This window comes from Streptomyces sp. NPDC048196 (assembly GCF_040652715.1).
In the GTDB taxonomy this organism is placed as follows: Bacteria; Actinomycetota; Actinomycetes; order Streptomycetales; family Streptomycetaceae; genus Streptomyces; species Streptomyces siderophoricus.
Genome location: NZ_JBEZMM010000085.1, coordinates 1 through 24020, shown reverse-complemented (window position 1 = coordinate 24020; position 24020 = coordinate 1). Strand labels below are relative to the sequence as shown.

General features: G+C 72.0%; 21 protein-coding genes. 14 read left to right on the top strand and 7 right to left on the bottom strand.

What is annotated here, in order from left to right:
• Nucleotides 1–371: 371 nt before the first annotated feature.
• The 5 genes from AB0E02_RS37775 (at nt 372) to AB0E02_RS37755 (ending at nt 6897) form a co-directional block, all read left to right on the top strand.
• Nucleotides 372–1844: a citrate:proton symporter gene (locus AB0E02_RS37775; protein WP_362148815.1), complete on the top strand. Its 1473-nt coding sequence runs from the start codon at nt 372–374 to the stop codon at nt 1842–1844.
• A gap of 18 nt (nt 1845–1862) precedes the next feature.
• On the top strand, nt 1863–3176 hold the full coding sequence (locus AB0E02_RS37770) for an MFS transporter (RefSeq protein ID WP_362148813.1): 1314 nt from the start codon (nt 1863–1865) through the stop codon (nt 3174–3176).
• A gap of 171 nt (nt 3177–3347) precedes the next feature.
• Nucleotides 3348–4208, top strand: coding sequence for an NAD(P)-binding domain-containing protein (locus AB0E02_RS37765; protein ID WP_362148821.1), 861 nt, complete (start codon nt 3348–3350; stop codon nt 4206–4208).
• Between the two features lie 133 nt (nt 4209–4341).
• Nucleotides 4342–5736: an aldehyde dehydrogenase family protein gene (locus AB0E02_RS37760; protein WP_362148810.1), complete on the top strand. Its 1395-nt coding sequence runs from the start codon at nt 4342–4344 to the stop codon at nt 5734–5736.
• Between the two features lie 81 nt (nt 5737–5817).
• Nucleotides 5818–6897 carry a Zn-dependent alcohol dehydrogenase gene (locus tag AB0E02_RS37755; RefSeq protein WP_362148807.1) on the top strand — a complete coding sequence of 360 codons (1080 nt, stop codon included), beginning with the start codon at nt 5818–5820 and terminating at the stop codon, nt 6895–6897.
• Nucleotides 6898–6913: 16 nt separating this feature from the next.
• Here AB0E02_RS37755 and AB0E02_RS37750 read toward each other — a convergent pair whose 3' ends face one another.
• Entirely contained in the window at nt 6914–7885 is a 972-nt protein-coding gene (locus AB0E02_RS37750) for an urea transporter (RefSeq protein ID WP_362148804.1), read from the bottom strand.
• A gap of 66 nt (nt 7886–7951) precedes the next feature.
• Nucleotides 7952–8599, bottom strand: a complete 648-nt coding sequence (locus tag AB0E02_RS37745; protein WP_030416398.1) for a TetR/AcrR family transcriptional regulator C-terminal domain-containing protein — start codon at nt 8597–8599, stop codon at nt 7952–7954.
• Between the two features lie 80 nt (nt 8600–8679).
• Between AB0E02_RS37745 and AB0E02_RS37740 the strand changes: the two genes are divergently transcribed.
• From AB0E02_RS37740 to AB0E02_RS37725, 4 genes are all read left to right on the top strand, one after another.
• Nucleotides 8680–9831 (top strand): acyl-CoA dehydrogenase family protein, encoded by a 1152-nt coding sequence (locus AB0E02_RS37740; RefSeq protein WP_362148800.1) that lies wholly within the window; start codon nt 8680–8682, stop codon nt 9829–9831.
• A 130-nt stretch (nt 9832–9961) separates the two neighbouring features.
• Complete coding sequence (locus tag AB0E02_RS37735; RefSeq protein ID WP_362148797.1) at nt 9962–10585, top strand: TetR/AcrR family transcriptional regulator; 624 nt, start codon at nt 9962–9964, stop codon at nt 10583–10585.
• Between the two features lie 53 nt (nt 10586–10638).
• Nucleotides 10639–11235: a dihydrofolate reductase family protein gene (locus tag AB0E02_RS37730; RefSeq protein ID WP_362148794.1), complete on the top strand. Its 597-nt coding sequence runs from the start codon at nt 10639–10641 to the stop codon at nt 11233–11235.
• A 124-nt stretch (nt 11236–11359) separates the two neighbouring features.
• Entirely contained in the window at nt 11360–11842 is a 483-nt protein-coding gene (locus tag AB0E02_RS37725) for an NUDIX domain-containing protein (protein ID WP_362148791.1), read from the top strand.
• On the opposite strand, the gene AB0E02_RS37720 is transcribed toward AB0E02_RS37725, so the two are convergent.
• A complete protein-coding gene (locus AB0E02_RS37720) occupies nt 11823–12284 on the bottom strand; it encodes a MaoC family dehydratase (RefSeq protein WP_030814872.1) in 462 nt (153 codons plus the stop codon). The genes AB0E02_RS37725 and AB0E02_RS37720 overlap by 20 nt on opposite strands.
• Before the next feature lie 212 nt (nt 12285–12496).
• On the opposite strand from AB0E02_RS37720, the gene soxR reads away from it, so the two are divergent.
• A complete protein-coding gene (gene soxR / locus AB0E02_RS37715; RefSeq protein ID WP_362148788.1) occupies nt 12497–13093 on the top strand; it encodes a redox-sensitive transcriptional activator SoxR in 597 nt (198 codons plus the stop codon).
• 48 nt (nt 13094–13141) lie between these two features.
• Here soxR and AB0E02_RS37710 read toward each other — a convergent pair whose 3' ends face one another.
• Together AB0E02_RS37710 and AB0E02_RS37705 are read right to left on the bottom strand one after the other, a co-directional pair.
• A complete protein-coding gene (locus AB0E02_RS37710) occupies nt 13142–13924 on the bottom strand; it encodes a 3-keto-5-aminohexanoate cleavage protein (RefSeq protein ID WP_362148785.1) in 783 nt (260 codons plus the stop codon).
• 133 nt (nt 13925–14057) lie between these two features.
• The gene (locus AB0E02_RS37705; RefSeq protein ID WP_362148782.1) at nt 14058–14672 is read right to left on the bottom strand and encodes a hypothetical protein; all 615 of its coding nucleotides are present in this window, start codon (nt 14670–14672) and stop codon (nt 14058–14060) included.
• A 258-nt stretch (nt 14673–14930) separates the two neighbouring features.
• Between AB0E02_RS37705 and AB0E02_RS37700 the strand changes: the two genes are divergently transcribed.
• Entirely contained in the window at nt 14931–17753 is a 2823-nt protein-coding gene (locus tag AB0E02_RS37700) for a penicillin acylase family protein (protein ID WP_362148779.1), read from the top strand.
• 157 nt (nt 17754–17910) lie between these two features.
• Nucleotides 17911–18933, top strand: a complete 1023-nt coding sequence (locus tag AB0E02_RS37695; RefSeq protein ID WP_362148775.1) for a LysR family transcriptional regulator — start codon at nt 17911–17913, stop codon at nt 18931–18933.
• A 73-nt stretch (nt 18934–19006) separates the two neighbouring features.
• On the opposite strand, the gene AB0E02_RS37690 is transcribed toward AB0E02_RS37695, so the two are convergent.
• Complete coding sequence (locus tag AB0E02_RS37690; RefSeq protein WP_362148818.1) at nt 19007–20296, bottom strand: MFS transporter; 1290 nt, start codon at nt 20294–20296, stop codon at nt 19007–19009.
• An 810-nt stretch (nt 20297–21106) separates the two neighbouring features.
• On the opposite strand from AB0E02_RS37690, the gene AB0E02_RS37685 reads away from it, so the two are divergent.
• A complete protein-coding gene (locus AB0E02_RS37685; RefSeq protein WP_362148772.1) occupies nt 21107–22081 on the top strand; it encodes a helix-turn-helix domain-containing protein in 975 nt (324 codons plus the stop codon).
• Nucleotides 22078–22773, top strand: coding sequence for a phosphoribosylglycinamide formyltransferase (purN, locus tag AB0E02_RS37680; RefSeq protein ID WP_362148769.1), 696 nt, complete (start codon nt 22078–22080; stop codon nt 22771–22773). Before AB0E02_RS37685 ends, purN begins: the two co-directional genes overlap by 4 nt.
• Before the next feature lie 65 nt (nt 22774–22838).
• On the opposite strand, the gene AB0E02_RS37675 is transcribed toward purN, so the two are convergent.
• The coding region (locus AB0E02_RS37675; protein ID WP_362148766.1) for an AIR synthase related protein at nt 22839–24020 on the bottom strand (1182 nt) is incomplete at its 5' end.

The window sequence follows — 24020 nt, the reverse complement described above, 5'->3', positions numbered from 1 at the left end:
CCAGCTACGTGCGGGGCGCCGCAATGCGCGCAACGGAGAGAAGCCCCGCGGCGGGACGGCCAGCTACGTGCGGGGCGCCGCAATGCGCGCAACGGAGAGAAGCCCCGCGGCGGGACGGCCAGCTACGTGCGGGGCGCCGCAATGCGCGCAACGGTGAGAAGCCCCGCGGCGGATCAGACGGGTACGTGCGGGGCGCCGCAAAGCGCAACGGCGGGACGCCCCGCGGCGCCGCAGACAACTACGTGGGATGACCTGCAGTTTTGCGCTTATTGCTCGGGTGTCAAGGTCTTGTTAACAAAAGTTTGCGGGTCCTAACGTTCCTGGACCGCCACCCCCGGCAGATGTTCAAGGGCGAACGTGAGGTACCCCAAATGCTGACGATCCTCGGATTCGTCATGATCGGCGTGTTCCTGGTGCTGATCATGATGAAGAAGATGTCACCGATGGCAGCGCTCGTGCTGATTCCCGCGCTGTTCTGCGTCCTGGTCGGACAGGGCGCGCACCTGGGCGATTACGTCCTCAAGGGCATCGGTGACCTGGCCCCCACGGCCGCGATGCTGATGTTCGCGATCATCTACTTCGGAGTGATGATCGACGTCGGGCTCTTCGACCCGGTCGTCCGCGGCATCCTCCGGTTCTGCAAGGCGGACCCGGTGCGGGTCGTGGTCGGTACCGCGCTGCTCGCCGCGATCGTCTCGCTGGACGGTGACGGCTCCACCACCTTCATGATCACCGTTTCGGCGCTCTACCCGCTCTACAAGCGGCTGAAGATGAGCCTGGTCGTCATGACCGGCGTCGCCGCCACCGCCAACGGCGTGATGAACACCCTCCCGTGGGGCGGTCCGACCGCCCGTGCCGCCACCGCGCTCAAGCTGGACGCCGGTGACATCTTCGTGCCGATGATCCCGGCCCTGGCCGTCGGGCTGGTCGCGGTCTTCGCCCTCGCGTACGTCCTCGGCCGGCGCGAGCGCAAGCGGCTCGGTGTGCTGACGCTCGGGGAGGCCCGGGTGGTCGACGAGACCGTCGAGGAGAAGGAGACCGAGCAGGTGCTGGTCGGAGCGGGCGCGGGCGCCGGCGGCAAGGGCGGGGCGGCGGACGCTGCGCGCGGGACCGGTGGCGGTTCCGGGGGCGCGGGCACCGACGCCGGAGCGGGCGCCGGGGACGGCGGTGGCGACGGCGGTGGCGACGGCGACGTCGACGAACTCCAGGTCCTGGACCCGCACCGGGCGACCCTGCGGCCCAAGCTCTACTGGTTCAACGCCGCGCTCACCGTCGCGCTGCTCACCCTGCTGATCCTGCAGACGCTGCCGATCCCGGTGCTCTTCCTGTTCGGTGCCGCGCTCGCGCTGACCGTCAACTTCCCGCACATGAAGGACCAGAAGGCCCGGGTCGCGGCGCACGCCGAGAATGTGCTCAACGTCGCGGGCATGGTCTTCGCCGCCGCCGTCTTCACCGGGGTGCTCACCGGCACCGGCATGGTCGAGCACATGGCCCGTTGGCTGGTCTCCGGCATCCCGGACGCGCTCGGCCCGCACATGGGCCTGGTCACCGGTGTCCTCAGCATCCCGCTGACGTACTTCATGTCCAACGACGGCTTCTACTTCGGCATCGTGCCGATCCTCGCCGAGGCCGGTGCCGCGCACGGTGTCGCGCCGGTGGAGATCGCCCGGGCCTCCCTCGTCGGGCAGGCGCTGCACATGTCCAGCCCGCTGGTCCCCGCCGTCTACGTCCTCGTCGGCATGGCGAAGGTCGAGTTCGGCGATCACACCAGGTTCACCGTCAAGTGGGCGGCCCTGACGTCCCTGGTCGTCCTGGGGGCCGGACTGCTCTTCGGCATCCTCTAGAGGGCCGCGCACGCACAGATGACGGCGAACGAACCCGCGAGGCCCGGCAGGAGCTGGCTGCTGCGACTGGTCATCACCTTCTCCTTCGCACAGGGAGCGGTGAGCATGGCCAGGCCGGCGGTCTCCTACCGGGCCCTCGCCCTGGGCGCGGACGAGAGTGCCGTCGGCGTGATCACCGGCGTCTACGCACTGTTGCCGCTGCTGGTCGCGGTGCCGCTCGGCCGCCGTACCGATCACGGCCGGTGCGCCCCGCTGCTGGTCGCCGGGGTGGCCCTGATCAGCGGCGGCTGTGCGCTGAGCGGCCTGGCCGGCAGTCTGCCCGCGATGGCCGCGTGGAGCGGGGTGATGGGGCTGGGCCACCTGTGCTTCGTCATCGGCGCCCAGTCGATCGTCGCCCGCCGCAGCGCCCCGGACGAACGGGACCGCAACTTCGGGCACTTCACCATCGGGGCCTCCCTCGGCCAGTTGATCGGCCCGGCGGCGGCCGGTGCGCTGATCTCGGAGCACGGCGGGCGGATGGCGTCGACGAGTGCCACCGCGCTGCTGGTGTCCGGGGCGGTCGCCGCGTTCTCCTACGCCTCCCTCTGGCGGCTCGAACAGCGCGGGCGGCCCGTGGCGGGCGGCGCCCGGGCGAGCGACACTGCCGGGCCGCCCGTTGCGGTGCGTGCCATCCTGCGTACCCGGGGCGTGCCGGCCGGGATCTTCATGAGCCTGGCCGTGCTGTCCGCGACCGACATCCTCACCGCGTACCTGCCGGTGATCGGTGAGGACCGCGGGATCGCGCCCGGCGTCATCGGCCTGCTGCTCAGCCTGCGGGCCGCGGCCACCGTGGCCTGCCGGCTGGTGATGACGCCGATGATCCGGTGGCTGGGGCGTACCGCGCTGATGGCCGGCAGTTGTGTGCTGGCCGGGGTGGTGTGCGGGGCGCTGGTGCTGCCGGTACCGGTCGGGGCGCTGGCCGGGATGCTGACCGGGCTCGGTTTCTGCCTGGGTGTCGGCCAGCCGCTGTCCATGACCACCGTCGTGCAGGCCGCGCCGGACCGGGCCCGCAGTACGGCGCTCGCGCTCCGGCTGACCGGCAACCGGCTCGGGCAGGTCGCCGCACCGGCCGGTGCCGGGCTGCTCGCCGGACTCGCCGGCACCGCCGCGCCGTTCGTCCTGCTCGGCGGACTGCTGCTGGTCTCCGGGGGACTGGCGGCGCGTACGGGGGAGGGGTGCAGCGTGCCGGTGGCGGGCGGCGGCCGCAAGGCCGCCCTGAGGGGACGTATGCAGCCCGAGAGGGACCGTAAGCGGCTCCCAAGGGACCGTAAGCAGACCGGAAGGGAACCGTAAGCGCAGGTCGGCAGGGTGGTGTGCAGCGCGGGACCGGCATCGGGCCGGACCCGCAGCCGCCTGCGAGGAGCAGCTGTGAACACCCCGAACGACATCACCGGCCACACCCCCCGGCACGCCCCGGACGACACCCTCGTCGACACCCCGGACGACTCCCGCACCCCCGTCACCGTGCTCGGCCTCGGGGCCATGGGCCGGGCGTTGGCCGGCGCCTTTCTGCGGGCCGGGCACCCCACGACCGTCTGGAACCGGACCCCGGGCCGGGCCGGCGAACTCGTCGCCCAGGGCGCGTCGTTGGCGGACAGCGCGGCCGAGGCGGTGGCGGCCGCCCCGCTGGTGATCGTCTGCGTGCTGGATGACGACGCGGCCCGGGCGGTCCTGGAGCCGATCGGTGCCCGGCTGGCCGGCCGGGTGCTGGTCAACCTCACCTCCGACACCCCCGAGCGGGCCCGGGCCATCGCCACCTGGGCCGCCGGGCACGGAATCGACTACCTCGACGGTTCGATCATGGTGCCGACCCCGGTGATCGGGAAGCCGGAGGCGACCGTCCTCTACAGCGGTGCCCGCGAAGCGTTCGAGACGTACGAGGCGACGCTCAAGGCGCTGGGCGGCCGGGCCCCGTTCCTCGGTGAGGACCACGGTGCGGCGGCGGTCTACGACCTCTCCCTGCTCGGCTTCTTCTACTCGGCGATGGCCGGGCTGGTGCACGGCTTCGCGCTGGCGGGCGCCGAGGGCGTGGCGGCGAAGGACTTCGCGCCGTTCACCGGGATCATCGCCACCATCTTGCCGCCGCTCGCCGCGGGGATGGCCGAGGACCTGGCGCGCGGGGCGTACTCCGGCGACCAGGACAACATCGTCATGGAGGCGACCGGCATCGCGCACGTCCTGGAGGCGGCCCGGCACCGCGGGCTCAACACCGAGGTGCTCGACGCGGTCAAGGGGCTCGCGGACCGCACCATCGCCGCCGGTCACGGCAATGCCGGATTCATCAGCGTCATCGAGGAGATGCGGAGGTCCGCGACCGGCGCGTGACCCGGGCCGGTCCCTCTGGGCGGGTGGCGAGTGGCGACCGTCACCGGGGAGGTGGCCCCGGCCTCCCTGGCGGCGGAAAACTACCGGCGCTAGTTTGGGCGGTGACCAGGAGCCGGCGCGGGAGGACCACGACGTGGAGCAGCACGACGCGATGTACATCGACGGAAGCTGGCGGCCCGCCGAGGGCCGCGGAACGATCGAGGTCGTCAACCCGGCCGACGGGCAGGTCATCGCGAACGTCCCGGCCGGGTCCGCCGAGGACGTGGACGCCGCGGTGCGCGCCGCCCGCGCCGCGCTCCCCGGCTGGGCCGCCACCCCGCCGCAGGAGCGCGCCGCCCGGCTGGCCGCGCTGCGCGACCAACTGGTGGCGCGCGCCGACGAGATCGCCGCCACCGTCACCGCCGAGCTCGGCGCCCCGCCCGCCTTCAGCAAGGCGGTGCACGCCGGGGCGCCGATCGCGGTCTGCGGCTCGTACGCCGAACTCGCCGCTGCGTACGCCTTCGAGGAGCAGATCGGCAACTCCACGGTGCTGCACGAACCGGTCGGCGTGGTCGGGGCGATCACGCCCTGGAACTACCCGCTGCACCAGGTCGTCGCCAAGGTGGCGCCGGCGCTCGCGGCGGGCTGCACGGTGGTGCTGAAGCCCGCCGAGGACACCCCGCTGGTGGCCCGGCTGTTCGCCGAGTGCGTGGACGCGGCCGGGATACCCGCCGGGGTGTTCAACCTCGTCACCGGCCTCGGCCCGGTCGCCGGCCAGGCGCTCGCCGCGCACGACGGGATCGACCTGGTCTCCTTCACCGGCTCCACGGCCGTCGGCCGGAAGATCGGCGCACTGGCCGGTGCCGCGGTCAAGCGGGTGGCGCTGGAGCTCGGCGGCAAGTCCGCCAACGTCATCCTCCCCAGCGCCGACCTCGCCAAGGCGGTCGCCGTCGGGGTCGCCAACGTCATGGCCAACTCGGGCCAGACCTGCAGCGCCTGGACCCGGATGCTGGTGCACCGGGACCGGTACGACGAGGCCGTCGAGCTGGCGGCCGCCGCGGCAGCCAAGTACGTCCCCGGCGAGAAGATCGGCCCGCTGGTCAACGCCGCCCAGCGGGACCAGGTGCGCGGCTACATCGAGCGGGGCGTCGCCGAGGGCGCACGGCTCGTCGCCGGCGGCCCCGAGGCGCCCCTGGAGGCGGGGTTCTACGTCCGCCCGACCGTCTTCGCGGACGTCACACCGGAGATGACCCTCGCCCAGGAGGAGATCTTCGGCCCGGTGCTGTCGATCCTCGCCTACGAGGACGAGGACGACGCCGCCCGGATCGCCAACGGCACCGTCTACGGGCTGGCCGGCGCGGTCTGGGCCGGCGACGAGGCCGAGGCGGTCGCCTTCGCCCGCCGGCTGGAGACCGGCCAGGTCGACATCAACGGCGGCCGCTTCAACCCGCTCGCCCCGTTCGGCGGCTACAAGCAGTCCGGCGTCGGACGGGAGCTGGGCCGGCACGGCCTGACCGAATACCTTCAGACCAAGTCCCTGCAGCTCTGAGAGCGCTGAGAGCTCGCACCGCCCCGGCAGCCCCGACCCGGCTGTCCCGCCCCGCCCCCGTCCTTGGCCCGAGGAGATCCCGTGGTCCGCGCCGCCGTCCTGCCCGCCGTCAACGCCCCGCTGACGATCACCGAGATCGACCTGCCCGAGCCCGGCCCCGGCCAGGTCCGCATCCGGCTCGCCGCGGCCGGGGTCTGCCACTCCGACCTCTCGCTGTCCAACGGCACCCTGCGCCAGCCCGTGCCGGCCGTCCTCGGGCACGAGGGCGCGGGCACGGTCACCGCGGTGGGCCCCGACGTGACCTCGGTGGCGGTGGGCGACCAGGTCGTCCTCAACTGGGCGCCGTCCTGCGGCGACTGCCACTTCTGCGGGCTCGCCGAGCCCTGGCTGTGCGTGAACGCCGGCCTCGCCGCGAACGCCCCGTACGCCACCACCGCCGACGGCACCGAGCTCTACCCGGGCCTCGGCACCGCCGCGTTCGCCGAGGAGACCGTGGTGCCCGCCCGGGCCGCGCTGCCGCTGCCGGACGGGGTGCCGCTCGCCGACGCCGCACTGCTCGGCTGCGCCGTACTGACCGGCTGGGGCGCCGTCCACCACAGCGCCCGGGTGCGCGCGGGGGAGTCGGTGGCGGTCTTCGGCGTGGGCGGGGTGGGGCTCGCCACGATCCAGGCGGCCCGGATCGCGGGTGCCGCGTCGATCGTCGCGGTCGATGTCTCCCCGGCGAAGGAGGAACTGGCCCGGGCCGCGGGCGCCACCGACTTCGTGATCGCCGGCGAGGACACCGCCCGGCGGATCCGCAAGCTCACCGGCGGGTTGGGCACCGATGCCGCGGTGGAGTGCGTGGGCCGCGCCGACACCATCCGCACGGCCTGGTCGGCCACCCGGCGCGGCGGCCGGACCACGGTGGTCGGCATCGGCGGCCAGGAGCAGCAGGTGACCTTCTCGGCGCTGGAGCTCTTCTACTTCGGCCGGACGCTGTCCGGCTGTGTCTACGGCAACAGCGACCCGGCCCGCGATCTGCCGGTCATCGCCGGGCACGTCCGTTCCGGCGCGCTGGACCTGTCGCAGCTGGTCACCGACCGCATCGGCCTCGACGGCATCCCGGCCGCGTTCGACGCGATGCTGGCGGGGAAGGGCGGCCGGTCCCTGGTGGTCTTCTGAGAGCCGGTGGCCCGCGTCAGGCCGGGACCCGGCGCAGCCGGGAGAACGCCGGTGCCGCCGCCAGGAAGACCAGCGTGACCAGCACGAACGGCCAGGTGAAGGTGTGGCCGCCGGACGGGGCGAGGAGGGCGGCCAGCGCCGGGGTGACGGCGGTGGCGGTGGCCGCACCGGCCACCGCGTACGCCAGGCTCCAGCCGTCCGCGGCCAGGAACCCGCCGCACAGCGCCATCGCGACCAGCACCGCGTTGTAGCCCATGGTCCCCTCGGCGACCTGCTCGGCCGGGGCGCCGAGGGCCCACGCGGTGCCGGTCCCGACCACGCTGCCGGCGCAGGCCAGCGCCCCGGCCCGGCGGGACGCGGCGAAGATGCCGGCGAGGAAGATCAGGCCGACGTGCCACTGCGGCATGAAGAAGATCTGCCCGACGTTGGCGAAGAACGCGTGCCAGAGGTCGGTGAGGGTGAGGGAGACCGGTCCGGCGGCCGGGCCGGGCAGCGCCGCCGGGCCCGCGTCCTGGTGCCACACGCGCCGGAAGCCGGGCGCGGCCAGCGTCAGCGCGCTCGCGGTCAGGCAGAACGGCAGGGTGAAGGCCGGCAGTTCCCACACCGCCAGGACCCGCCCGGCGGCACTCGTGAGGACGGTGACCAGCGCACTGCCGGCCAGGGCGAGCAGCGCGGTGGACAGGTGGGCGGGGCCGAGGAAGACCGCGCAGGCGACCGCCACCAGGCAGGCGTTGAAGCCCTCCAGCCCCGCGGTGATCCGGCTCCGGTCCACGCCGAGGCCGCGTGCGGTGGCGGTGCCGACCGCGGTGCCTATCAGCCCGTAGAGCCCGTACTCCCACCCCGCCGCGAACAGGGCGACCGTGAACACCACACCGGTCAGCGCGCTCGGCAGGAAATCGACCTGCGCCTGACCGCGCAGCACCTCGACGACGAACCGTCCGTAAGGGGCCCGGAAGGGGCCGCCGACGGCCGTGCCCGACTCGTGCACACCGCCTCCCGCGCAATGTCCCGGCTGCCCCTGCCCGTCAGCGGCGTGCGCACTTTACAGCCGTTGTCAGCTACCCGGCGGTACGCGTTCGGGGTGCTGCAGGGCCAGTCCGTCCACCAGCGCCCGCAGCCCGGTCTCGAAGGCGCCCTCGTCGACCTGGCGCTGGTGCTCCGCCAGGAGGTGCGCCTGGCCCAGGTGCGGATAGTCGGCCGGGTCGTAGGCGCTCGGGTCGTCGACGAAGCCGCGGGCGAACGAGCCCAGCGCGGAGCCCGCGACGAAGTAGCGGACCATCGCGCAGATCCGGGTGGCCTGTGCGGGCGGCCAGCCCGCCTCGACCATCCCGCCGAAGGCCGCGTCGGCCATCTTCAGCCCGGCCGGGCGGCGGCCGGGGCCCTGCGCGAGGAACGGCACGATCTGCGGATGGGCGGCGAGCGCGGCGCGGTAGGAACGCGCCCAGCCGAGCAGCCCGGTGCGCCAGTCGCCGCCCGCCGCCGTGAAGGCCGAGACGTCGACCTGGGCGATGACCGTGTCGGCGACCGCGTCGAGGATCTCGTCCTTGGTGGTGAAGTGGTTGTAGAGGGACGGGCCGCTGACCCCCAGCTCGGCGGCGAGACGCCGGGTCGAGAGCGCCGGCAGCCCCTCGGAGTCGATCAGCGCGAGCGCCGTGGAGACGATGCGCTCCCGGCTCAGCAGGGGCTTGCGGGGTCGGGCCATGGGCCACATAGTAGAGGCTGTCCCGAAAAAACTAGCAGTGCTAATTTAATGTCCTCCTCCTCGTCCACAAGGGGTCCGAGATGAATCTGGAGCTCAGCGCGGAGCAGACCGCGGTCCGGCGGCTCGCCCGGGACTTCGTCGACCGCGAGGTCGCACCGCACGCCGCCGCCTGGGACCGCGCCGAGCAGGTCGACCGCGGCATCGTGAAGACGCTCGGCGACCTCGGCTTCCTCGGCCTGACCGTCCCCGAGGAGTACGGCGGCTCCGGCGGCGACCACCTCTCCTACGTCCTGGTCACCGAGGAACTGGGCCGCGGCGACTCCTCCGTGCGCGGCATCGTCTCGGTCTCCCTCGGCCTGGTGGCCAAGACCCTCGCCGCCTGGGGTGACGCGGACCAGAAGCGCCGGTGGCTGCCCCGGCTCACCTCCGGCGAGGCGGTCGGCTGCTTCGGCCTCACCGAGCCCGGCACCGGCTCCGACGCCGCCCACCTCGCCACCCGCGCGGTCCGGGACGGCGACGCCTACGTCATCAACGGCGCCAAGACGTTCATCACCAACGGCACCTGGGCCGACGTGGTGCTGCTCTTCGCCCGCACCGGCGACGCCCCCGGACACCACGGCATCAGCGCCTTCCTGGTCCCCACCGACACCCCCGGTCTGGAACGCCGCGAGATCCACGGCAAGCTCGGACTGCGCGGCCAGGCCACCGCCGAACTGGTCCTGGACGGCGTCCGGGTGCCGGCCGGGGCGATGCTCGGCCCCGAAGGCAAGGGCTTCTCGGTCGCGATGTCCGCGCTGGCCAAGGGCCGGATGTCGGTCGCCGCGGGCTGCGTCGGCATCGCCCAGGCCGCCCTGGACGCAGCCCTGGGCTACGCCGGCCAACGCGAGCAGTTCGGCAAGCCGATCGCCGGGCACCAGCTGGTCCAGGAGCTGATCAGCGACATCGCGGTGGACGTCGAGGCCGCCCGCCTGCTGACCTGGCGGGTCGCCGATCTGATCGACCGCGGCGAGCCGTTCACCACCGCCGCCTCCCAGGCCAAACTGTTCGCCTCCGAGGCCGCGGTGCGCGCCGCCAACAACGCCCTGCAGGTCTTCGGCGGCTACGGCTACATCGACGAGTACCCCGTCGGCAAACTGCTCCGGGACGCCCGGGTGATGACGCTCTACGAAGGCACCAGCCAGATACAGAAGCTGGTCATCGGCCGCGCCCTGACCGGCGTCTCGGCCTTCTGAGCACCCGCCCGGTACGCCGCCGCACCCCGGGGCGGGGCCCCATACGCCCCTAAGCGCTTGCTCACCAGCCAGGTATGGTGTTCGATCCGTCAGAGGAAGGTCCCTGGCGGATCGAGGAGCGGGGTGCGCGATGGGTGCGGCGGCACAGCGGGCTGCTGAGGAGAGCGAGGAGTGGGCCGGGGTGACCCCGGACGCCGCGCGACGGCTGGTCAGCGCCGCCGTCGAGGCGTTCGCCGAGCGCGGATACCACGCCACCACCACCCGCGACATCGCCGGCCGGGCCGGGATGAGCCCGGCCGCCCTCTACATCCACTACAAGACCAAGGAAGAGCTGCTCTACCGCATCAGCGGCATCGGCCACGAGAAGGCGCTGCGCATCATCACCGCCGCCGCCGAGGCCGAGGCCGGCGCCACCGAACGGCTCCGCGACGCGGTGCGCACCTTCGCCCGCTGGCACGCCGAGCACCACACCACCGCCCGGGTCATCCAGTACGAGCTCCAGGCGCTGAGCCCCGAGCACTACACCGAGATCGCCGGGCTGCGCCGCCGCACCGACCGGCTGCTGCGGCAGATCATCCAGGACGGCGCGGACAGCGGGGAGTTCCGCGTCGACGACGTACCGGGCACCACCCTCGCGGTGCTGTCCCTCTGCGTCGACGTCGCCCGCTGGTTCTCCGTGGACGGCCCGCGCACCCCCGACGAGGTCGGCGCCCTCTACGCCGACCTCGTGCTGCGCATGGTGGGCGCCCAGTAACCCCCCCCGTAACCCCCGGGCAGCGAGAGCAGCGAGGAAGAGGAGAGCACCCCATGCGCATCGTGGTCAGCGAGTTCATGAGCCTGGACGGCGTCGTACAGGCGCCGGGCGGACCCGACGAGGACACCGACGGCGGCTTCGCGCACGGCGGCTGGTCGCACCCGTACTTCGACCCCGAGGTCATGGGCGGCGCCATCAGCGACGCGGTGGCCACGACGGAGGCGCTGCTGTTCGGCCGCCGCACCTGGCAGACCATGGCCGCGGCCTGGCCCGGGCGGGCCGGCGACCCGTTCGCGGACCACATGAACGCCGTCCGCAAGTACGTGGTGACCGGCACCCTCGACGACGCCGACCTGACCTGGAACAACACCACCCGGATCCCGGGTGACGAGGCCCTCGCCCGGATCCGCGACCTGCGCGACGCCGACGGCGGCGACCTCCACGTCATGGGCAGCCCGACGCTCGTCCGCACCCTGCTGACCGAGGGCCTGGTCGATGAACTCCGGCTCATGATCATGCCGGTGCTGCTCGGCGGCGGGAAGACGGTCTTCCCCGCGGACGGCGGGCGGCGCCCCCTCGAACTGGTCTCGACGGTCACCACCGGCACGGGCGTCCACGTGGCGACGTACCGGCCCGCCGAGAAGGGCTGAGGGGCGAGAAGGGCTGACGGGGCGGGGGCGGCCGACAGGGCGGGACCGGCCGACAGGGCGGAAAGGGCCGAGCGGAACGACGAAACGGGCGCCGGCGCGGGATTCCCGCCCGTACGCTGCGCCCATGTCATCCGTCATCGTGGACCCGGGCGTCGAGGTGCCGGTGCCCGCCCGGGGCGAGCTCTGGACGGTCGGCGCGGTCATCCTCAACCGGCGCGGCGAGGCCTTCGCGCAGAAGCGCAGCGCCGACCGCCGCCTCTTCCCCGGCGCCTGGGACATCGTGGGCGGCCACGTCGAGCCCGGCGAAACCCTTCTCCAGGCGCTGGCGCGCGAGGTGGCGGAGGAGACCGGCTGGCGCCTTCGCCGGGTGCGCACGCTGCTGGGCGTCACCGCCTGGACCGGGGACGACGGCGGCGGGCTCCGGCACGAGGCCGATTACCTCGTCGAGGTCGACGGGGATCTGGACCGGCCGGCCCTGGAGTGGTCCAAGCACTCCGCCTACGACTGGTTCGGCCCCGCCGACCTGCACCGCCTCACCGAAAACCGCGCGTCCGGCGAGCTCCTGATCCACGACCTGATCGCACGGGCTACAGGTAGAAGCGGCTGACCGACTCCGCGACGCAGACCGGCTTGTCGCCGCCCTCGCGTTCGATCGTCACGACCGTGGTGAGCTGGACGCCGCCGGTCACCTCGGTCACCTCCGCGAGCTTGGCGGTGGCGCGGAGCCGGGAGCCGACCGGGACGGTGGCGGGGAAGCGGACCTTGTTGGTGCCGTAGTTGATCCCCATCTTCACGTTGTCCACCCGCATCAGCTGCGGGACGAGGGCGGGCAGCAGCGACAGCGTCAGATAGCCGTGCGCGATGGTGGTGCCGAACGGGCCGGCCGCCGCCTTCTCCTGGTCGACGTGGATCCACTGGTGGTCCCCGGTGGCGTCCGCGAACAGATCGATCCGCTTCTGGTCGACCTCCAGCCAGTCACTGGGGCCGAGCTCCTCGCCCACCGCGGCCCGCAGTTCGTCGAGCGATCCAAACACTCGGGGCTCTGCCATCTCCGTCTGCCTCCTCGGGATCCGTTCGCCGCCGTCGTCACCGGCCGGCGCTTACTAAGCGCTTGCTCAGAATGCGGAGTGCGACCGCCGGCTGTCAACGCCCGGGCCGCGATCACCGGAATCCGGATCACCGGAATCCGGCTCACCGGAAGCCGGATCATCGGGAGCGGGATCATCACAGGCCGCGAGGAGACACCCCGTAGGCTGGAAAGGTGCCCCAGCTTCCGTACAAGGTTCACGAACTCACCGTCGGCCAGCTCTCCGCGCGCAGCGGTGCCGCGGTCTCCGCGCTGCACTTCTACGAGTCCAAGGGACTGATCAGCAGCACCCGGACGGCCGGCAACCAGCGGCGCTACACCCGTGACGCACTGCGCCGGGTCGCCTTCGTCCGGGCGGCGCAGCGGGTCGGGATCCCGCTCGCGGTGATCCGGGACGCGCTGGCGGAGCTGCCGGACGAGCGCACCCCCAACCGCGACGACTGGGCCAAGCTCTCCCAGGTCTGGCGCACCGAACTCGACGAGCGGATCAGCCAACTCGTCGAACTGCGCGACCGGTTGACCGACTGCATCGGCTGCGGCTGTCTGTCGCTGGAGCGGTGCAAGCTGTCCAACCCCTATGACAACCTGGGTGAACGGGGGCCGGGCGCACGCCGGTTGCGGGTCGACCGGACCACCAAGGACCCGCAGGACGGCCGGCCCCGCGCGGACGGGCGCCGGCCGCGCGAGGACGCCGGCCGGTCCCGCGCGCAGGGCGCCGGGCGCGGCACGGGTGACGAGCAGGAGTGCGTGCCCGACGACCAGCGGTGCTGAGCCGGCGTCCGAACAGCCCTCGCGACGTCGGTCCCGTGAGGAACTGCCTCAGCTCTCCAAAACCCCCTCCGCAGCCCCCGCCACAGCCCTCCCCAAAGCCCGTGCCGCGGCGATCAGTTGGGCGTTGTCGGCGGCCGGACGGCCGTCCGGCAGCAGCAGCGTGTCCTCGATGCCTATTCGTGTGTCCAGGCCCAGCTCGACGGCGAGCCGCAGCACCGGCCAGGCGCCGCCGTCCCAGCCGTGCAGCAGCACCGGGCGGCCGTGCGCTCCGCCGGTCACCTCGGCGAGCAGCGCGCGGGCGGTGCCCGGCGCCGACCCGGCATCGGTGTCGGTGACTTCGGCGAGCACCCGCAGGACCCGCGGCGCGAGCGGCGAGCGGAGGAACCGCCCCGGGCCCGGCGTGCCCGACCAGAGGCCGGCCTCCACACCGATGCCGCGCTCCAGCAGGGCGGCGGCCAGCGCCTCGGCGCCCTCCTCGTGCCAGTTCACCGAGGCGTGATCGGGCAGCACCGTCCACGACCGTATGCGCTCCACGCGGGGGTCGGGGGAGCTTCCGGGCCCGTCGGACGGGGCGGGCGGGTCCGGCTCGGTCCAGGCGCCGGTCGTCACGCCCACCGGGACGTCCACCGCCGCCTTGACGGCCTCCAGGGCGGGGCCCACCACGCGCGGCGAGAGCGAATCCCGGCCGCACGGGGTCTTGGGGTGGACATGGACATTCTCGGCGCCGGCCGCCACCGCCCGCCGCGCCGCCTCCGCGAGCGCGGCCGGCGACATCGGCACCGCTCCCGAATCGGCCGCGGTCCGGGGCCCGTTGAGACATACCTGCAGCATGTTTCCCAGCATGCCACCGGGGTCTGACAACGGCCCGACGTCAGGGTCTGACAGCGGGTTCCGGTGACGGGCTCCGGCAACGGGATCGGGTCACGGGGTCGGGCAACGGGCTCCGGTCGTACGCGACGCGGGCTCAGGCCGCCGCGAACGTCCCGGCGTGGTGCGTCCGGTGGGCGGCCCGCAGCGTTTCGGGGGCCAGTACGGACACCGGGGCCAGCACACCGCACTGGCGGCAGGCCGGGCCGGGCGCCGGGGCGTCCGCGGTCTCCGGGAGCCAGGCGAAGCGGGTGGAGCCGCAGACGGGGCAGTCGTGGCGCGGCCGGCCGGCCTCCATGGCCGCGATCATGCGGTGCAGCACCACCGCGAGCCGGACCGCCGGATGCCGGTGCGGTGACTCGCACGGCACGATGTCACAACCGCCCCAGGTGCGGCGGTGCCAGTCGTCGAGGGCGCCGACCTGCCGGATGCCGTCGTGCTTCTCCTTGCGGCGCCGGGCGGCGAACTCCTCCTCGTACGCGAGCCAGAGGCTTCGGGCCTCCTCCAGCTCGGTGAGCGCGGCGACCAGCCGCTCCGGGTCCGGATCGCGGTCCTGGGTCGCGATACCGGCCCGGGTGCACAGATGGTGCCAGGTGGCACGGTGCCCGTAAGGGGCGAACCGCTCAAGGCACTTGCGCAGGGCGGTGCGGCGCTGGGCCGCGACGAGTCGTGGATTGCGGACCTGTTCTGCGAGGGCTCTGAAACCGGCCATTTCATCCCACCTCCGGGGAGGACCCGACTGGACGGGGATGGGACGTAACCGATCACCAGCCGGATCCCTCGAATTTTTTTGCGGTTTCGCGAGCGATGTTCCGACGTGTCGGACAGTCAACGCCCGTGGTCTGTGGGGAAGAAGAAAAGATGACGGTTGTTCATCTTCCGGCCGGGGATAACCGCCGGTAACGTCCCGCCCACCCTCTCTCCCGCGCGCCCCTGAGGAGCAGCGGGAGACCCCCATCGAGGAGCAGGAATGCGACGACGTACCGGACGGCTCAGGACTGCCGCGGTGGCAGCCCTGTGCGCCTTGGGTGCCACGCTCGTGGCACCATCGCCCACCGCGGCCGCCACCGCGGCCGACGAGACCCACGACTACTGCCAGGGCCGGTGCGCCGACATCCTGCCGCCCGGCGCCACCGGCAACGCCACCCTGGTGGAGATCCTCGGCAACAAGCTGTTCGGCACCCACCCCGAGCACTCCACCGACCAGCTCGGCCCGTACGCCGCGCTGGCCGGCGGCTACCAGTCGCTCACCGACGACACCCTCACCAACTTCTTCAACGACGCGTCCTTCGGCGTCCCGGCGGACCAGGTGGGCAAGGTCACCGCGCCCCGCGACGACGTGACCATCACCCGCGACAAGAAGACCGGAGTGCCGCACATCAAGGGCACCACCCGCTACGGCACCGAATTCGGCGCCGGCTACGCGGCGGGTCAGGACCGGCTCTGGCTGATGGACCTCTTCCGCCACATCGGCCGCGGCGAGCTGACCTCCTTCGCCGGCGGCGCGCCCGCCAACCAGGGCCTGGAGCAGGAGTTCTGGCCGCAGGCGCCGTACACCGAGAAGGACCTCCAGGAGCAGGTCGACTACATCAGGGACCACAACGGGGAGCGCGGCAAGCAGGCCATGGCGGACGCCCAGGCGTACGTCGACGGCATCAACGCCTACCGCGAACAGTCCAAGAACGGCCGCTACTTCCCCGGCGAATACGTCCTCACCGGCCACATCGACGCGATCACCAACGCCGGGGAGATCCAGCCCTTCAAGCTCACCGACCTGATAGCCCTGGCCTCCGTCGTCGGCGGCCTCTTCGGCAACGGCGGGGGCGGCGAGGTCACCAACGCCCTGTCGCTGCTCGCCGCCCAGCAGAAGTACGGCATGAAGAAGGGCACCGAGGTCTGGGAGTCCTTCCGGGAGCGCAACGACCCCGAGGCCGCCACGACCCTGCACGACGGCCAGAGCTTCCCCTACGCCGTCAAACCGGACAAGGCCCAGGGAACGGCCCTGCCCGACCGCGGCTCGGTCACCCCCGAACCCCTGGTCTTCGACCGGACCGGCGCCGCCACGGCCAAGGGCGGCACCGCGCCCCAGGACCCGGTCAAGGCCCCGAAGAAGTACCGGAAGCTGGAGGGCCTCTTCAAGGACGGGGTGCTTCCCAAGGGGAGCTTCGACCCCACCCAGCACCGCGGGATGTCCAACGCCCTGCTGGTCTCCGGCAAGCACACCGAAAGCGGCCACCCGGTCGCCGTCTTCGGCCCGCAGACCGGGTACTTCGCGCCGCAGCTGCTGATGCTCCAGGAGATCCAGGGCCCCGGCATCAGCGCCCGCGGCGCCTCCTTCGCCGGCGTCGGGATGTACATCCAGCTCGGCCGCGGCCAGGACTACGCCTGGAGCGCCACCTCCGCCGGCCAGGACATCACCGACACCTACGCCGTCGACCTGTGCAACCAGGACGGCTCGCCGGCCACCAAGGACTCCACCTCCTACCGCTACCGCGGCTCTTGCGTCCCGATGGAGAAGCTGGAGCGCACCAACTCCTGGAAGCCCACCGTCGCCGACCCGACCGCGGCCGGCTCGTACCGGATGCAGGTCTTCCGCACCAAGTACGGCACGGTCACCCACCGCGCCACCATCGGCGGCAAGCCCGTCGCCTACACCGCGCAGCGCTCCACCTACCGCCACGAGGCCGACTCGATCATCGGCTTCCAGATGTTCAACGACCCCTCGGCCGTGCACGACGCGAGGTCCTTCCAGCAGGCCGCGGCGCACATCGGCTACGCCTTCAACTGGTTCTACGCCGACTCCCGCGACATCGCGTACTTCAACAGCGGCCTCAACCCCGTCCGCAACCCCGACGTCGACCCCTCCCTGCCGGTCAGGGCGGACGACGCCTACGAGTGGCGCGGCTACGACCCCACCACCAACACCAGCGACTACACCCCGCCCGCCCAGCACCCCCAGTCGGTCGGCCAGGACTACTACATCTCCTGGAACAACAAACAGGCCAAGGACTACGACTCGGCCGGCTTCGGCAACGGCCCGGTGCACCGCGCCAACCTGCTGGACGACCGGGTGCGCGCGCTGACCCAGGAGGGCGGGGTCACCCGGGCGTCCCTCACCCGCGCGATGTCCGAGGCCTCGGTCACCGACCTGCGCGGTGAGGACGTGCTGCCCGAACTCCTGCGGGTACTGGGCAGCAAGCCGGTCACCGACCCCGCGCTGAAGACCGCCGTCCAGCAACTGGCGGCCTGGCGCAAGGACGGCGCCCAACGCCGGGAGACCAGCCCCGGCTCGCACACCTACACCCACCCCGACGCGGTCCGTCTGATGGACGCCTGGTGGCCGCTGATGATCGAGGGCGTCTTCAAGCCCGGCCTCGGCGACGACCTGTACGGCGCCCTCACCTCCGACCTCGGCATCGACGAGTCACCGTCGGCGGGCCACGGCCCCACGGGGGCGCACGCCGGATCCGCGTTCCAGTACGGCTGGTGGAGTTACGCGGACAAGGACCTGCGCTCCGTACTGGGCGAGCAGGTCAAGGGCCCGCTGGCCCAGCGGTACTGCGGCGGCGGAGACCTGTCCGCCTGCCGCGACACCCTGCTGACCACCCTCCGGCAGGCCACCGCCAAGACGGCCGAGCAGGTCTACCCGGGCGACGCCACTTGCAAGGCCGGCGACCAGTGGTGCGCGGACGCCATCGTCCACCGCGCGGTCGGCGGGCTGACCCACGACACCATCAGCTGGCAGAACCGGCCGACCTACCAGCAGGTGGTGGAGTTCCCCGCCCACCGGTAGGAAGCAGACAGCCGGACCACGAAGGCCCCGGAGCCCGCTCGGCGGCGCACCGGGGCCTTGGTGCGTAACCACCCCTGCACCGGCGGTTATTGAGGGCTTGGCTATGCTGCACAGTCCTGAATTCCAGGCACGGGAAAGCGAGTACGAGTAGGGGCGCATGGCCTTGTCCGGACCGCAGCAGTACCCGACGGAGCTGCTTGACACCACGATGGACCAGCTGCGCACGCTGATCGTCGTCCACGAGGCGGGCACCGCGCTGGGCGCCGCCCGCCGGCTGGGCCGCGAACAGTCCAGCGTGCAGAAGCAGTTGGACACGATGAACCGCACCTTCGCCGCGCTGTGCGGCGAGGAGCTGGTGCGCAAACAAGGGCGCGGCCGGGACGCCCTGTTCACCGCGACCGGCGAGGCACTGGTCGGGCTGGCCCGCCGCACGCTGGGGGAGTGGGCCGAGGGCGTGCACGACGCCCGGCGCCGGCTCGGCCGGACCCTGTCGGTCGGCACCACCCGCTACACCCTCGGCTTCCTGCTCGACGCCGCGGAACGGATCGGCGAGGACTACGCGCGCGCGAACGTCGACCTCAAGGTCACCCACGTCCGCACCGGCGACCTCTTCACCAAGCTGCGCAGCACCGAACTCGACCTGGTCTGCGGCAGCGTGGTGGTCACCGAGGGCGAAGAAACGGAACTGCTGGCCCCCTACGAGGTCATGGAGTGGCGACGCAGCGGCCTCTCCCTGCTGACCAACCTGCCGCCGGACCGACTTCCCGGCGCCTCCCTCCCCGCCCACGAGCTGGACCGGCTGCCCCTGGTGATCTCCACGCGCGGCCTCATCGGCCGCTTCCTGACCGCCTGGTACGGCAGCGACTACCGCCAGAAGCTCTCCATAGCGGCCGAGATAGAGGCCGCCCACTACGGCTTCGAGCTGCTGCGTTCGGGCCTGGTGAGCGGCGCGATGCTGGTCACCCGGGGCATCGGCGAGGCCGCCGCGGACGGCCGGCTCCCGGAGGCCGGGGGCCTGCGCACCCTGGAGATCGTCGGGGACGTGGGCCCGCGGACCGAGGTCCTGGTCGGCGTCTTCACCCGGCGCGGGGAGCGGGCCTCGCACCCGCCCGGCCATCCGCTCAACCTCCTGTGGCAGGCGCTGTCGGCGGAGAACGAGCGCTGGTGGCTCCAGTCGTGACTGGCGTTGACCGGCAACTCCCCGTCGTTCGCCAGCAGTTCACCCGACCCTGGCCGGCCCTCCGCCGCGGCGCTCAGCCCAGGTCGCGTTCCCGGGTCTCCGGCAGCGCCAGCACGCACGCCAGCGAGACCACCGCCATGGCGCTGACGTACCAGCCCACCGAGGCGGAGCCGAACGAGGACTGGAGCCGGGTGGCGACCAGCGGGGCCACCGCGCCGCCCAGCACGCCGCCGAGGTTGTACGCGAGCGAGGCACCCGAGTAGCGCACCGTCGTGCCGAACAGCTCCGGCAGGAACGCGCCCATCGGGCCGTAGACCACGCCCATGCAGAACAGCGCCCCGCCGATGCCGAGCGCGACCAGCACCGGCTGCCGGGTGTCCAGCAGCGGGAAGAGCGCCAGGCCCCAGACGACCGCGCCCCCGCTGCCGAGCAGCACCAGCTTGCGGCGGCCGGCCCCGTCCGAGCGGGTGGCGGCGAGATAGGTGCCGGCCGCGAGGAACAGGCAGGCGACGAGGGACAGTCCCAGCATGGTGTTGCGGGAGATGCCCAGGGTGCCGGTGGCGTAGGAGAGGCAGTAGGTGGTCGCGGTGTAGAAGAGGCCGTACGCGATGATCATGCCGCCGGCGCCCAGCAGCAGTTCGCGCGGATGGCGGCGCAGTACGTCGGCCGCCGGGACCTTGCCGGCTTCCTGGGCGTCCAGCACCCGGGCGAACACCGGGGTCTCGCTGATCTTCAGCCGGACGAACAGCCCGACGCCGACCAGGAGGAAGGACAGCAGGAACGGCACTCGCCAGCCCCACGAGCGGAACGCCGCGTCGTCGAGCCCGGACGACAGCAGCCAGAAGACGCCGGTCGCCGCGAAGAAGCCGACCGAGGGGCCGAGTTGGGGGAAGGCCGCGTACAGGCCCCGGCGGCCGCGCGGGGCGTGCTCGACGGCCAGCAGCGCGGCGCCGCCCCACTCGCCGCCCAACCCGATGCCCTGCAGGAAGCGGAGGAGGATCAGCAGCAGCGGGGCCCAGACGCCCCAGGTGCCGTAGCCCGGCAGCAGCCCGACGAACGCGGTGGACAGCCCCATCAGCAGCAGCGAGGCGACCAGTACGGACTTGCGGCCCACCCGGTCGCCGAAGTGGCCGAATATCACCGACCCGAGGGGCCGGGCGGCGAACGCCACCGCGTAGGTGGAGAAGGACGCGAGGGTGGCGTTCACCGGGTCGAGGGTCGGGAAGAACGCCTGGTTGAGGACGAGCGCGGCGGCCGTCCCGTAGATGTAGAAGTCGTAGAACTCGATGGCCGTCCCGATGAACGAGGCCACGGCGACGCGCCGCAGGCTCTCCTTGCTCTCCGCGGGCGCTGCCGTGGCCAGGCCCGCCTGGTCCGCCTGGTCCGAAGTGGTTTCACTCTGCACCTGTCGCACTCTCACGTGGTCGGCCGAGCCAGTCAATACGTGGGATGCGTGATCTCGGTGCATGAGATGACGGTGGGGTGCGAGTGGTGTTCCGATGCGCTGCGGGAATGGCCATTTCTCGGCGCAACCGGATACCTCAGCCGGGAGTCCTTGGAAAGGGAATCGGGCGACGTTCGGCTCTCCGTGGGGCGACGAACGGCGGCCGGTGGCCGGAACAATGGGGGTGTGGGGTGCTGACCGGCACCGGGATTGAAGGATTCCGTTTGGCTTCCCGCGGCACGCGGATTCCGCCCCGGCAATCCGCTGTAGTGCAGCATAAGCAAGATATCCGCTTCAACTACTCGACCGTAGTTTACCTTTGGCTGGTTGCCGGGGGCGCGTGGCGTGAACTATGCTCCAAGTGGGGGTCATTCAAAGGTTTGGTGACACTTCGTTTGATGTCACAGAATCAAATGAAGGGGACATCACGCGGCCGGCCCGAGCCGACTTTTCACTCTTCACTCTGAGTGCGGTAAGGGCCAATCCTGCTGCGGGGGGAGCAGAGGCACATACTCTCGGCCTGATCCGCGCCGACTCTCCGTGCAACGGCACGGAGAGGTAATTCCATACGCGATCTTCTACAGGCCAGGTCCGGTGCCGCAACCGCCGACGGGGTGCCGTGACGAGGACTGAAGCATTGCTGTACGCCGGGGCCGACCGACCCCGGCGCGCAGGCGTGAACGTGGTTCACCAGTGGTTCTTCTGAACGGGGGAAAAGAAGTGACCCAAGTGGTCGGACTTCATCTGGGTACAAACGTCGACATTCCCGTATCGATAGCGTTCCTGCCGGGAGTCTCTGTCATCTCCTTGCTGGCCGATGTGCTCGGCGTCGCGCAGGGCGTACCGGTGAGCCGGCGCAGGCTGCTGCGGAGGGCCTGCCCGGAGTATCTGGCGGATGTGATGGGCCCGATCACCGCGGGCGGCTCCCTGCACATTCCCGAGTCCCTCCTGATGCGGGGCGAACTCAAGGAAAGCAGTATGCGCGAGGAGGTCCGGCGCATTGCCGAGATGCCGCCGGACGCACTCCTCACCGACCTGGCGCGCACATACGGTGGAGAAGTGCCGCCGGCCTGGCGCAAGGCCACGGACAATCCCGTCGACTTCCTGAATGCATATGCCGGGCTGGCGCGAAAGGTATGGGACGCGGTGGCCCCCGTATGGCAGCAGGGAAAGCCCTTACTGGAACGGGAAATCGAGCGCGCGGGAGTGGCCTCGGTGACCGGAACGATGAGCGCGTTCCTCGCGAATCTCAGCCCGCGCATCGCCTTCGTCGACGGAAACATTCTGCTGCCCGACCACGCACCGATCGAAAAGGGCGTCGCGGTACGAAAACTGACGCTCATGCCGCTGGTCTCCGGCACCCGCGCCTGCGCCTACCACGTCGACCGCCACGGCCACATGTACCTCGGCTATCCCATCGCCGGCCTCGCCCCGCTGCTGCAGGGCGAGGCCGCACGGGCGGAGACGGCCGCCGATGCGCTCGCCATGATGCTCGGCGAGCTGCGGGCCGACATCCTCCGGACCGGCAACCAGCCCGTCACCATGGGAAAGCTGGCCAACCTGCTGCACTGCACCGCCGGCACGGTGACGTACCACTGCCGGCAACTGGAGCAGGCCGGTCTCCTCTCCCGCGAACGGCGCGGCCGGGAGGTCCGGATACTGCGCACGCTGCGGGGCGACGCACTGGTGGACGCGCTGTCATGACGAAGGCGACCACGCACAAGACGCACACGACGCACCTGACCGGCGTGAGGAAAGTGGCGGAAGTGATCGAGCTACGGGCACCGCACCTCCGCCTCGTCGTCCTGGTCTCGGGCTCCGGCACGAACCTCCAGGCCCTCCTCGACGCGATCGCCGCCGATCCGGCGGGCTTCGGCGCGGAGATCGTCGCGGTCGGTGCCGACCGGCCGGACATCACCGGCCTGGAACGCGCGCAGCGCGCCGGACTGCCCACCTTCGTGTGCCGGGTGAAGGACCACGCCACCCGCGAGGAATGGGACGAGGCCCTGGCCGAGGCGACCGCGGCGTACCGACCGGACCTGGTGGTCTCGGCCGGCTTCATGAAGATCGTCGGCAAGGCGTTCCTCGCCCGGTTCGGCGGCCGCGTCATCAACACGCACCCCGCCCTGCTGCCCAGCTTCCCCGGCGCCCACGGCGTACGCGACGCACTCGCCCACGGCGTCCGGGTGACCGGCTGCACGGTGCACCTCGTCGACGACGGCGTGGACACCGGCCCGATCATCGCGCAGGGCGTGGTGCAGATACATGACGAGGACGACGAGGCCACGCTCCACGAGCGCATCAAGGAGGTCGAGCGCGCACTGCTGGTCGACGTCGTACGACGGATCGCCCGGCACGGGTACCGGGTGGTGGGACGAAGAGTCCTGATCCCCTGAGTGTGGTGGTGGCTGTGGCCTCGTTGCCGGTCCGGGCAACGGACCACAGCCACCGTCCTGTCATGTCAGGCGATCAGCCCCGGGATGGTGCCTTCGTGGGCGGTGCGCAGTTCGCTGAGCGGGATGCTGAACTCGCCCTGGAGGTCGATCTCTTCGCCGTCGACGACACCGATGCGGGTGGCCGGCAGGCCCCTGACGGTGCACATGTCGGTGAAGCGGACTTCCTCGCTGCGCGGCACAGCGACGACCGCACGGCCCGCCGACTCGGAGAACAGGAAGGTGAACGCATCCAGTGCGTCGGGCACGACGAGCCGGGCACCTGCCCCGCCACGCAGGCACGACTCGACCAGCGCCTGGATCAGTCCACCGTCGGACAGGTCGTGGGCGGCGTCGATCATGCCGTCGCGGGAGGCGGAGATCAGGATCTCGGCCAGCAGCCGCTCCCGCTCCAGATCCACCGCCGGCGGCAGACCACCCAGATGCTCGTGCACGACCTGCGACCAGGCCGAGCCACCGAACTCCTCCCGGGTCTCCCCGAGCAGGTAGATCAGCTGCCCTTCCTCGGCGAACCCGATCGGCGTGCGACGCGTGACGTCATCGATCACACCCAGCACGGCCACGACCGGCGTGGGGTGGATCGCCGTCTCGCCCGTCTGGTTGTAGAGGGAGACGTTGCCGCCGGTCACCGGGGTGCCCAGGATCTGACAGGCATCGGCCAGACCACGGGTGGCCTCGGCGAACTGCCACATCACCGCCGGGTCCTCGGGCGAACCGAAGTTCAGGCAGTCCGAGACCGCCAGCGGCTTGGCACCGGCAGCCGCCACATTGCGGTACGCCTCCGCCAACGCCAGCTGCGCACCCGCGTACGGGTCGAGCTTCGCGTAGCGGCCGTTGCCGTCCGTGGCCAGCGCCACACCCAGATTGGTGTCGGCATCGATGCGCACCATGCCCGCGTCCTCAGGCTGCGCGAGGACGGTGTTGCCCTGCACGAAACGGTCGTACTGGTCGGTGATCCACGCCTTGGACGCCTGGTTGGGGTGCCCCACCAGCTGCAGGACCTGACGCTTGAGCTCCTCGCCATCCGCCGGACGCGGCAGCTTGCCCGCGTCGTCGGCCTGCAGCGCGTCCTGCCAGTCGGGGCGGGCATAGGGGCGCTGGTAGACCGGGCCCTCGTGGGCGACGGTGCGCGGGGGGACGTCGACGATCTGCTCGCCGTGCCAGAAGATCTCCAGGCGTTCGCCGTCGGT